Origin of the sequence: Zhouia amylolytica AD3 (genome assembly GCF_000511935.2) — a bacterium.
Taxonomy (GTDB): Bacteria; Bacteroidota; Bacteroidia; order Flavobacteriales; family Flavobacteriaceae; genus Zhouia; species Zhouia amylolytica.
Genome location: NZ_AYXY01000016.1, coordinates 1 through 10,815 on the forward strand (window position 1 = coordinate 1; position 10,815 = coordinate 10,815).

A 10,815-nucleotide genomic window follows, 5' to 3' on the forward strand; every position below is an offset into this window, starting at 1 on the left:
GTGGATTTAAGGAATTTGAGTCCGCTCAAAGGACATTGGCGGGCATAGAAGTGGTACATATAATCAGAAAGGGTCAGATCATAGATTCTAAATCAACGGTGTTTAAAACTTTTGTTCATTGGCCGCTTAGTTTATAAATTTGAATAGATTTTTAGAATTTCAATTGATTAATGCGACACAACCAGCTAGCATTTAGTTGAGATATTAATAAGTTCTAAATAAAGAACAATTCAAAACTAAGGGAATAGCAAGAGGATAACACGCTAAAGCGGTGTTATATTAGTTATTTCCTAGTCAAAGGTGATATGTGTTTTTATATACAGCCAGTTTATTTTGTTAAGAATTTATTCTTTAGATCCCGTTTGTCGTATAATTTTTTCAAATTCACCTATTGACGAGGAAATAGAAATAATATTTCCTTTATCGTCAATTGCAATATAACTTGATAAGGCATTTATTTTAAAACTTGTTGCAAATTGACTATTGAACGCTTTTGGACCAGCAAATAGTTTTAACCCCTTTAAATTTAATTTATCTAATGAATTGATCCATTTATCCCTGTCTTTATCCATAGAAACTGTAATAAACTCATAGTCATTCCTATTTTCTGAATAGTCTTCGACTAATTTATTCCATTTAGGAAAAGATGATATACATGGGCCACACCAACTTGCCCAAACGTCAATAAATAAAACTTTATTTTTAAAATCAGAGGATTCATATAGGGTTCCTTCCCGGTCTTCTAATTTAAAATCAGGAGCTTTTGAACCTTTTGAAAATTTTGAAATTAGCTCATCTAACTCCAGGAGCTTATCTTCTAAAATGGAAAGATATTCGTTGGCAAATTTACTGCGTTTTAAGATTTCAATTCTTTGTTGGAATTCATAAATGTTTATTGGATTCTTAAACGTAATTGCGTTGGATATAAGATGATCAATAAAAATTATCTTTTGTAGCTTGTTTAATTCTGGATCCTTATACCATTCATTAATGACGGCTAACCCTTTATGTAGATAAAGTTCATAAGAAGAATGATTACTTGCGGGGTTTTCAAACCTAACTACATCCATTATGACATTGTTTATAAATTTTCGGTAGAAGTAATTGGAAAATAAACTCTTATCTGAAAAACTAACCTTATCTGAGTAAGTTAAAATATCAATCGAATCAGCATTAGCTTCTTGATAAAATTTCAATTGTTTAACAAGGTCGTTTTTTTGTCCGCTCATTCGGTAATATAGGTTTTCGTATATCAAAGAATTTTTTTCCATATTTATAAAATCCTCCTGGTTCAAAATCTCCGTGTTATTAAAATATTCAAGTAGATATTGTATTCTCTTATTGGTGATGGTATCTTGAACTTTGTGATAAATAAGACTTTGATTATTTCCTGAGGCAATTTCAGGATGTTTCCCTGATTTATCCTTAAAGATTTTAGACCAAAATTCTTGTTGGTCAAGATAATACTTCATCATAGGAGCTTGATCCCCATGAATTTTTATAGAATCAGGCTTCAATACATTTAAATCAATTTCTATGGAGGAATTCAGCTGATTTTGTATAGCTAATCTGATAGGATCTTCCTCATTAAAAATTAGAGATGAACGAGATTTTGGATGTTTGTCCTTAACCGTGAAGTTGCCAGTATCATCTATATACACTGTGTCAATAAGGGTTGATATTCCAATTCCAGTAGTGTCGTAAATAAAAAGTGCGTAATCTTTTGAATTATTCGAAACTTTTCCTTTAACCTCAAATTGACGCTTTTCAATTTGACAGGCCATTAGTAAAAAAGCAAATATTAAGATGGTAATGATTTTTTTCATGGAGTGGTTAAATTATAAATAAGGATTAAATAGATTCTACAGAGTGTTGACTACACATGCTAAAGAAATCACAATGTTCAAAAGCGATTTATAAAACGTTATCCGTAGACTAGCAAATTAAATTAATACAGGAAAATTTCAGTGGTCAACTCAGATGGAGCATTGTTAGTTTTAAGAATTTGATCGAGTTTTTCTCGATTGCTACTATAGGTACTCATATTAGTGTTTATCCTCTTTTCATAAGTCATAGTTTGATTTTTTAAGTCGTGTTTATAAGATTCGGTAATTTCAATTAACTCATCAGCAGTTTTTGCGTTACTTATCCCTGCATTTGGAGCATTTTGAAGTGCTGACTGAACCTGCATGGTAAGCGTGGCAACAGAAACAATAGTTTGTAGGGTTCGCACAGTTTCAAGGGCTTTGTTTGTCCTATTAATTTCATCCAAGGTCTTGTTCAAATCCGCTTTTATCGCTCGAATCGAATTTTGAGTAGTTGCGATGTTTTGTTCTAGCTCTAATAGATTCTTTTTAGTTTTACTATTGGTAGCCTGCTTTTTTAGTGAACTCATAACCCCTTCGAATAAATGAGAACGATGATTAATTTTAAAGGCTCTACGAAGGTCGTTATTAGAAGAAATTCTCAAGGCCTCCTTATTCATGGAGGCATAGAATTCACCAGGAATCAATCCATATCGTAGTTTCTTTTTCCCTAAGCCCATAAAGCCATTTTTGTTTTCAACCCAGACATAAAAGGATTTTGAGTTGTCCAGTCGCATGGTTGGAGAAGAAGAAGGAGCCGTTGTTATTTGTGGGTTGGAGTAGTAATGGGTCAACACCTTTAAAGGTTGTTCTCCAAGGCCTAAAAACTCAGGAGACATTGGAGTACTGGCACCGGATATAACACTAGTTTCTACACGAACTCGAATGAGATAGCCCGAGTCTGGATTCCATTCCAATAAATTCTGAATCCTATTGTAATCTGATTCTAAAGTATTGATAGCACCAGCTTTAGCACTTTGGTCTTCTAACCAAGGCATGGCCTCCGATACAAAATCTTCTAAGTTTTTTATTAGCTTTAAATCACTCCGGTTGGGAGGAATGTATTGACCATATAATGGAGCATGTATCGAGCATAATAAAAAAGATATAAGGAGTAGTAATCGGATCATAGTAGTTTAAGGTATTCGTTGATTCGTTGTGTTGTGTTATTTGCAATAGTATAGCCATAAGAACAGAAGCATAATTTAACGCGTTGTAAATTAGCCTCAAAGATGGCCTGTTTTATTTTTTCTCTGTTGACCTTATGGTCAGACCACCTATTGCCATTGCTGTTGGCAATGTTTTCAAGTTGTTTTCGATCTGCACTTTTGGGAGCATCCCAATATAAATAACAGTACTCTCCATTTTTCGGGAAAGTAAAATTAACTTGCTGTTTATTCTCGGCAATCATTATTAATGGATCACTGAATTCAATCATATGTGTACCCAGATCCTCACGTAATACCGATTGCAGTTTGGCAGACCTTGAATAAATTCCATGTGTCCACCCTTTTAAATTATTAACCTTGGTGGTAGCTAACCTATTCTTATCAATAGATGAGCCCCTTATTTCAATCCTGGTGAATAAAATTACCGGATCATTACAGTATGCAGAGGTCTGAGTACCTCGAATTTTGTAATTCTGGAGTTGATACATCTTAGCCAAATGATTTTTCTCCAGTTTGGATATTATTTGATCATGATACAGCATTGTTTTGTTTTGAATATCAGGAATAGCTCCAGCCTTGTCACTAACCATATCTGAGAACCACTCTTTATATTTTAACAATGTCGCTTTTATGGAAGCAGTTGGCATGCCTAAGGCGGACCTGCCAGCAACCTCTAGACTAAGAGCCAGGGGCGCAATCATGCAGGCCTCAGGACTCAAACCACCGCTTAAACCTTTTAATGTTGAGAGTTTTTGGTCAGCAATATTAATAATGTCTCTAATTTCATTTCGAACATCTTCGTTTTTAATTAATTCAGGGTCCTCCATCGATGGCCTGAGGTAATTATAGTTGTAACGGTTCGCAGCACCTCGAACCTCTGCAATTAATTCCGATTGGAATTGTAACTTTAGTGCTTTTTCGAATTTTTCAGGAAGTGTGGCAATAGCATTTTCAACCTCTACCAATGATTTTTGAATATCTGTGAGCTGATTACTAATGATATCCAGCATTTGATTTTGGTATTGGAGCATAGAGGCCATAGCGCTCTTTTTAGGCCCGCTAAAATTATTGATAAGATCAAGAGCCGTTTTAGTAACTGCCAATGCAGTAACAGGGTCAACATAAGGAGGTTTACTGGCGTTTAATTGACCGTAGGTTTGCCAAGGAAGGTAAAGAGCTAAAGAACTTAATGATAGTTGTTGTATGAACTTCCTTCTGGAAATTTCTTTTTTAATCATAAATGGTTTGGTTGGTGGTTATTTCAATGGTGTCTGAAAATATTTGAATTCTATTAGTTTTTATATGATTACAGTTTAATTGAAGGATAAATATAAAGGAAAATTTTCTCAATAAATAAATGGGAAATTTTCATTTTTATAAACATGGCTTTTAAAAGAAGACAAACTTTAGATAATTGCTAATAGGAGCCATTTAATCAATTGAACCTAATATTATTGGATGCCCGATTTGCTGGCTTTGGATGCAACAGTAAAAATAGGAGTTTGAAGTCCAAAGCATTAGTAATACTTCAGCCGTGGGGTTCATTAAAACACCAATCCCAGAGGGGAAACTCCCCTCTTTGGAATTAGTTGTTTCAAGTTACAGAATAAGTTTTCCCCCAAACCCTGAACTTTTCTAAGCTTTGCTGCAAAGTTAATCCATGTATTATAGTGTAATACTGAACAAACCCATACTTGTTTTACGGATGATCCTTACTTTTTAAATGAGTTGTTTGACTATTTCTTTTGGTTGTAAAAAATACCGGTAAAAAGCTTTTATTAGCTAAAGATCAATTATAACGGTTAGGGCTATCTATTGGTTTAAGATAATAAGGGCTAAAGTGAGTATTAGAAGTCCACAGAGCCCCATTAATAGTAATCTAAAGTGATTGTAACACCATAGGATTAATTGTTGACTTTTGGTTAAATCAAAATACAGCTCTGGATAGCTAAAGTAAGGTAGGGTAGCCTTAAAACCTGTATTCACGTTCATCTGCTTTTGCTCTTTTGTTGATAACCTGGCGGGAAGAAATTTTTCATTAATAACGCTTTCTTCCAAGGTATATCTAACCTGGCTATTAGTTTTAATCGATTGGTGAACCCTGCGATCTCGATGGATACCATAATAAATGGCGATCTTGTTTTTGTCTAAAACTATATAGGAGCTCCTCAGATCTTTATCTGTGTTATTGTCCTTTATGGTCTTGTCATAGGTGACCCTTATTTGCATATAGATTGATGAAAATTGCAGGCAAATATAAGATTATATTTATGTTAATGGTGCCTGAAAAAAAAGACTATACCAACAGGATAATAGTAAATAGGGAATCACTTTTTTATTTAGGATCAGAATTGGCCATAGTTTTTTTGGCATGATATATTAGTTCATTTATAGAATCAATAATCTTTCAATTACAATGGCTATCCCATATGACGTTGGTGAGATAATTAGCTCAAGCTTGATCATTGGAAACAAACTACAAGTTTACACCAAATCCAGTATAAAATAATTCAAAATCTACCTTCAACTCTTTTTTATTGAGGTGTTGACTATTTCACAGTTTAATAGGAGGGCAGTATAAACAACTCTTTTTGAATCTGAATAAGTAAAAGAATCTATTGATTAGCAGGGGAGTTCCCTACTTTTTGTATGGAGAATATTGATTATGTTAAAGACTTAATATGATATTTTGCAGACCTGAATCTAGAATTATCTGGTTGTTTTGAAAAACTATGTAATTATTGAAAAAGATAAAAAGGTTACCGCCATCATTCAAAGTGTTTGTTCAGAAGAAGGCTTTGAATGCTATGGTACTTTTGATAATTACGACAATGGCCTGGAGACCATATTGGAAAGCACACCTGATCTGGTATTTGTAGATATGGATGGCCCTGCAGATCAATTGAAAGAATATTTGTATGATCTATCGGACTGTCTTGAGAAACTTCCTGCCTTAATTGGGATCTCAACGAAAAAGGACATGGGGTACTTTGCTATTAAACACAATTTTGTTGACCTGCTGTTAAAACCTTTAAAACCCCTAACAGTTAGAAAATGTTTGGCCAAGTATAATAAACGTTTTAATAGTCATAACTCCGGTATTATATGCCTTAAATCCAATAAGGACTTTAATTATTTGAATGCTTCAGATATTCTTTTTTTGAAGGCTGATAATAATACCACAGATATATACTTGCAAGATAACACCGTGATTCAGTCATACAATACTTTAAAAGTATTTGAGACAGGTCTTCCGGAAAATTTCAAAAGAGTTCATAAGAGTTATATCATTAATAGTGATTTCATTTCAAGAATACATTATGGTAAAAAAATTTGTTTGATGAGACATTATGCTCATAAGATACCATTTACCAAAACATTTGTTGCAAATGTAAATGCCATAAATGAGACTTATTCTAACAATTCCATCCTGACCCTTAATTAGCATTTCACCCTTTAAAAGTATCATTTCCCTATTGCTACATGATGTTTTGCTAAAACAAATAAAAACAAGCATTTACTCTTTCGTTTGGTTTCTATTTTAGCACCGAAGCTTCAGGCGTTTAATACGCTTTTCATTGTGCACAATACCTCATATAACGTGTATGGGACATCATTTTGATTGTTTAATTTTTAAAGATGTAACACCAATGAAGTGTATTAGAAAAACCGTATTAACATTAACTTTATTTACATTATTATTTTCATGTACCAATGACAAAATAAAAGAAGAGGACGCAATTTATAACAAAAAATCACTACCTGCTTTTTATAGTGATGATGGAACTCCAGATGACACAACCATTCCTACAAATGATCCGGATACTGGTTCAACTGGTGATACAGGTGATGGAGATGGAGATGGTACTGATCCAGATGGTAAAGGGTAAATTCAATAATAGAAAAGCTTTTAACCTGAAAGTTAAAAGCTTTTTTTATTTTTGTTTTAATCCTAAAATTTTATTTATATCAAACATTTTATTAAAATACTTTATATACTTTCTTTTTTTCTTTCAGGTTGTGATCAGATTAAAGACGTACAGGATCATCAGTTTGATAAAATTGAGAAGGTTGATCGATGGATTGAAAAGGCTAAAAATAAGGGACTTGATTTAACAGAACGCAAATCGTTTCTGGATAGCGCCAAAGTGTTTGTTAAAAATAAAGAAGACTCTATTTCAGCTAGGAAATTAAGTGTTATAGCATACCAATATTGGAAATTAAATGACACTGCCACTTATAGATATCTTAATCATAAGGCACGTTCCTTAGCCTTAAAAAATAGAGATACCTTCTTGTTGGCAGATACCCATTGGAATGATGGTCTTACTTTTAAACAAAGAGAGGTTTATGATTCGACCTATTATCATTATAACATTGCGTCCAAGTATTTTGAAAAGCTAAAAAGAGCCGATTTGGCTGCTAATATGTTATATGGGATGTCATTTGTAAAGGGAAGGTATAGGGATTATACAGGTTCAGAGGTCCTCATGTTTAAAGCCATTACTATATACAAGAAATTAAAAAATTATAAGAATTTGTATTCCTGTTATAATCAATTAGCAATTCTTCAAAGAGATATTCATGCTTATGACACGGCTCTTTATTACCATAATATAGCACTAAATTATTTAGAAAAACTAGATAAAACAGAGCGCGATAGACTTATCCTGTTTACGTTAAATAACATAGGATTGGTTTATAGAGATAAAGGGAATTATGCTAAAGCGTTAACTTATTTTAATCGAGTATTAGCGTATGCTGATTTAGAGAAAGAAGAAAGTGATCACTACGCTAGGGTTTTGGATAATAAAGCGTTTTGTAAACTGTTAAGTGGGGATACTTTAGACGTTAGAAAAGATATGAATAAAGCTCTTGAAATAAGGGTAAAGAATAATAATAAAAATGGCATTGTATTGTCAAAGCTGCATTTAACGGAATACCATGCCCATGTCGGAGACACTTTGATTGCAAAACGATATGCTCACCAGGCAAAGAAACAAGCTAACGAGGTTAGAAATAGCCGAGATTATTTAAGGGCTCTTGAGCTCTTGTCTATATTAGAACCTAAGAAGTCGGGGATCTATTTTAAAAACTACCTTAGTTACAACGATAGTTTATTAAATGTGGAGCGAAATACCATTAATAAGTTTACCAGGATTGAGTTTGAAACCGATGAATATATCCAAGAAAACAAGCGATTGACTGAACATCGAAAATGGCTGATGGTCTCTGGAGTTGGAATATTAACTATCCTGTCTCTAATCTATTATATTAGAGTACAAAGAGTGCGTAATAAAAACCTGATGCTGGAAGCACAGCAACAAAGAACCAATGAAGAGTATTACCAATTGACTATTAAGCAACAGCTTAAACTAGAAGAAGAAAAGCAAAACGAGCGTAATAGAATTTCAGCTGAACTACATGATGGAATACTAAGTGACTTATACGGCATTCGGATGCAACTTGGTTTTTTAAATTTAAAAAGTGAAGATCCGACAAGCCAGGAATTTGATGAATATTTAGAAGGTTTGCAAACCGTCGAAAATGAAATCAGAAGCGTCTCTCATCAATTAAATTCCGACACCTCTGAATTGACAAATAATTATAATGCCCTACTCAATAGTTTAATTGATGATAAATCTTCTGTCGGAGGATTTAAAGGTGAACTACTAATGAATAAAGCGTTGAATTGGAATCTTATTGATGAAGAGATCAAGCTTCATACCTATAGGGTATTACAGGAATTACTTCAGAATATTGTAAAGCATGCAAAAGCTACCTTTGTTACCGTTGAATTTAATTATAGAAATGACTTGCTAGAGTTGAAATTGACTGATAATGGGGTAGGATTCGACCAGAAAAAGGTTAAAGGCGGCATAGGACAAAAGACTATTAAATCCAGGGTTAAAAAAATAAGTGGGTCCCTGGATATAAAATCAATACTCCACAAAGGAACAGAAGTCGTTGTTGTAATACCAATAATAAAAAATGATAAGAATGGATAAGGAAGTTTATGTTGCCCTGTTAATCGATGATCATCCAATAATTAGGAGTTCGTATAAAGAAGCAGCTAAGTTGGTGGCAAATACCCTGGAAGGAGTTTCTTTTATATTTGAAGAAGCAGGGAATTGTGATGAGGCTATTTCAAAAGTAAATGTGTTAGCCAAAAGTGGTGTGAAGAATTGTTTGGTGTTTTTGGACATAAGCCTGCCAGCAAGTAAGGATAAAAGTATTGTTTCAGGAGAAGATTTAGGAATTTGGATTAATAAAAAATTACCACAGAGTAAAATTATAGTCTCTACCGCTTTTAATGATAATTACAGGATTCATAACATTCTTAAAAACTTAAACCCTGATGGTTTTTTAGTAAAAAATGATACCACTCCTAAGGAACTAATCAACGCCATATCCGATATAGTTAGTGATCCGCCATATTATAGTAAAACTGTATTAAAACTCTTGAGAAAAGAATCTTCAAATGATTATTTATTAGATGAGATCGATCGCAAGTTGTTATATGAATTATCACAGGGGACACTAATGAAGGAATTACCGGACATTCTTCATTTATCTATGGCTGGAGTTGAGAAACGAAAACGACAATTGAAGCTGATATTTGATGTAGAATCTACTTCAGATAGAGAACTTTTGTCTATTGCAAGAGTAAAAGGGTTTATATAGTGGGTGTTCGAGATAATATTAATTATTGTCAATGAGCCTTTAAAAAAAATAGTCCTTACTTTTTCTACTGGAATTCCCTATCATAAAAATATTGTCAATATTTAATTTTATATCGTCATGAAACCGAATTAAATGTTGATTTCTGGTGAATAATTGTGTTAAAATTGTAGAGAAAACATTAGATTCCTTTAAGATAAGATACAATAAAAGATATCTAGAGGAAACTGTGACTTCCAATCCAAGCTATCCTAGTTTGCAATGTTTAGTTGATACCATGGACCTTTATGGTATTAATAACATGACAATTAAAACAAATAGAGAAAAGTTAACTGAAATCCCAATACCATCTGTTTTACAGACTTATGAAAATAATTCTAATTCATTTGTGTTACTAAAGGAGGTGAATGAAGAATTCGTTATTTACTTAGATGAATTAGGGAATGCAACAAAAATGTCTACAGAGAAGTTTTGTGAAAATTGGACAGAAATAGCATTGTTATTGGAAAAGACAAGTTTTTCAGGACAACCTCAAATAGGGACGGTGCACAAAAAGGATACTTTAAATAGGGTCTTGGTTGTTATATTGGTGGTTTTACTTTCCATCTGGGGTTTGTATGGTTTTTTGGAGAATAAAAATCTATGGAGTTTCTGGACATTGTTTTTAATCATCAAGGTATTAGGTGTGGTAGTTTCAACGAAATTATTACTTCACGAGAATAGGATTATACCTACCGAATTTTGTAAAATATCTAAGACATTGGACTGTGATTCTATTTTAGAATCAAAGTATTCAAAAATATTTAACGGAACCGTCAATTTAAGCACACTATCATTTACATATTTTATTAGTACAATAATTTGCCTGGTAATAGATAAAGCTTCATTGTTCTTAATATTCCTCTTATGTATATTAACCATACTGGACTTCCTATATTAGACTGGACATAAAGATGAGAGAATATGTTAGTTAGTTTGAATCTTAGCACTTATGAGAAGAAAATCTAAACATTACACCTTAGAATTTAAACAAAAAGCAGTCGAGTTAAGTTATGCCAAAGGCAATGTAAAACAAGTAATGCGAGGATCTGGATATATTT

9 protein-coding genes are annotated in these 10,815 nt (G+C 32.9%); 5 read left to right on the forward strand and 4 right to left on the reverse strand.

Going from position 1 to position 10,815, the window contains the following annotated elements:
• Nucleotides 1-344: 344 nt before the first annotated feature.
• The 4 genes from P278_RS04660 to P278_RS04675 form a co-directional block, all read right to left on the reverse strand.
• Nucleotides 345-1,826: a TlpA family protein disulfide reductase gene (locus tag P278_RS04660; protein ID WP_038263127.1), complete on the reverse strand. Its 1,482-nt coding sequence runs from the start codon at nt 1,824-1,826 to the stop codon at nt 345-347.
• A gap of 122 nt (nt 1,827-1,948) precedes the next feature.
• Nucleotides 1,949-2,995 (reverse strand): hypothetical protein, encoded by a 1,047-nt coding sequence (locus tag P278_RS04665; protein ID WP_152973889.1) that lies wholly within the window; start codon nt 2,993-2,995, stop codon nt 1,949-1,951.
• Nucleotides 2,992-4,272, reverse strand: coding sequence for a hypothetical protein (locus tag P278_RS04670; RefSeq protein ID WP_038263132.1), 1,281 nt, complete (start codon nt 4,270-4,272; stop codon nt 2,992-2,994). The genes P278_RS04665 and P278_RS04670 overlap by 4 nt, the downstream gene beginning before the upstream one ends.
• 574 nt (nt 4,273-4,846) lie before the next feature.
• Complete coding sequence (locus P278_RS04675; RefSeq protein WP_038263136.1) at nt 4,847-5,263, reverse strand: hypothetical protein; 417 nt, start codon at nt 5,261-5,263, stop codon at nt 4,847-4,849.
• A 493-nt stretch (nt 5,264-5,756) separates the two neighbouring features.
• Here P278_RS04675 and P278_RS04680 point away from each other — a divergent pair, with 493 nt between their 5' ends.
• The 5 genes from P278_RS04680 (at nt 5,757) to P278_RS04700 (ending at nt 10,655) form a co-directional block, all read left to right on the forward strand.
• Nucleotides 5,757-6,479, forward strand: coding sequence for a LytR/AlgR family response regulator transcription factor (locus P278_RS04680; protein ID WP_038263139.1), 723 nt, complete (start codon nt 5,757-5,759; stop codon nt 6,477-6,479).
• Nucleotides 6,480-6,684: 205 nt separating this feature from the next.
• Complete coding sequence (locus P278_RS04685; RefSeq protein WP_152973890.1) at nt 6,685-6,924, forward strand: hypothetical protein; 240 nt, start codon at nt 6,685-6,687, stop codon at nt 6,922-6,924.
• A gap of 258 nt (nt 6,925-7,182) precedes the next feature.
• Nucleotides 7,183-9,042: a tetratricopeptide repeat-containing sensor histidine kinase gene (locus P278_RS04690; RefSeq protein WP_038263146.1), complete on the forward strand. Its 1,860-nt coding sequence runs from the start codon at nt 7,183-7,185 to the stop codon at nt 9,040-9,042.
• Nucleotides 9,035-9,718, forward strand: coding sequence for a response regulator (locus P278_RS04695; protein ID WP_038263151.1), 684 nt, complete (start codon nt 9,035-9,037; stop codon nt 9,716-9,718). The genes P278_RS04690 and P278_RS04695 overlap by 8 nt, the downstream gene beginning before the upstream one ends.
• A 145-nt stretch (nt 9,719-9,863) precedes the next feature.
• The gene (locus P278_RS04700; protein WP_082436088.1) at nt 9,864-10,655 is read left to right on the forward strand and encodes a cysteine peptidase family C39 domain-containing protein; all 792 of its coding nucleotides are present in this window, start codon (nt 9,864-9,866) and stop codon (nt 10,653-10,655) included.
• Nucleotides 10,656-10,815 lie beyond the last annotated feature (160 nt).

Excerpts from the sequence above, each read along its gene's own strand:
- P278_RS04660 (WP_038263127.1), bottom strand. The coding sequence starts at position 1,826 with ATGAAAAAAATCATTACCATCTTAATATTTGCTTTTTTACTAATGGCC.
- P278_RS04665 (WP_152973889.1), bottom strand. The coding sequence starts at position 2,995 with ATGATCCGATTACTACTCCTTATATCTTTTTTATTATGCTCGATACAT.
- P278_RS04670 (WP_038263132.1), bottom strand. The coding sequence starts at position 4,272 with ATGATTAAAAAAGAAATTTCCAGAAGGAAGTTCATACAACAACTATCA.
- P278_RS04675 (WP_038263136.1), bottom strand. The coding sequence starts at position 5,263 with ATGCAAATAAGGGTCACCTATGACAAGACCATAAAGGACAATAACACA.
- P278_RS04685 (WP_152973890.1), top strand. The coding sequence starts at position 6,685 with ATGAAGTGTATTAGAAAAACCGTATTAACATTAACTTTATTTACATTA.
- P278_RS04695 (WP_038263151.1), top strand. The coding sequence starts at position 9,035 with ATGGATAAGGAAGTTTATGTTGCCCTGTTAATCGATGATCATCCAATA.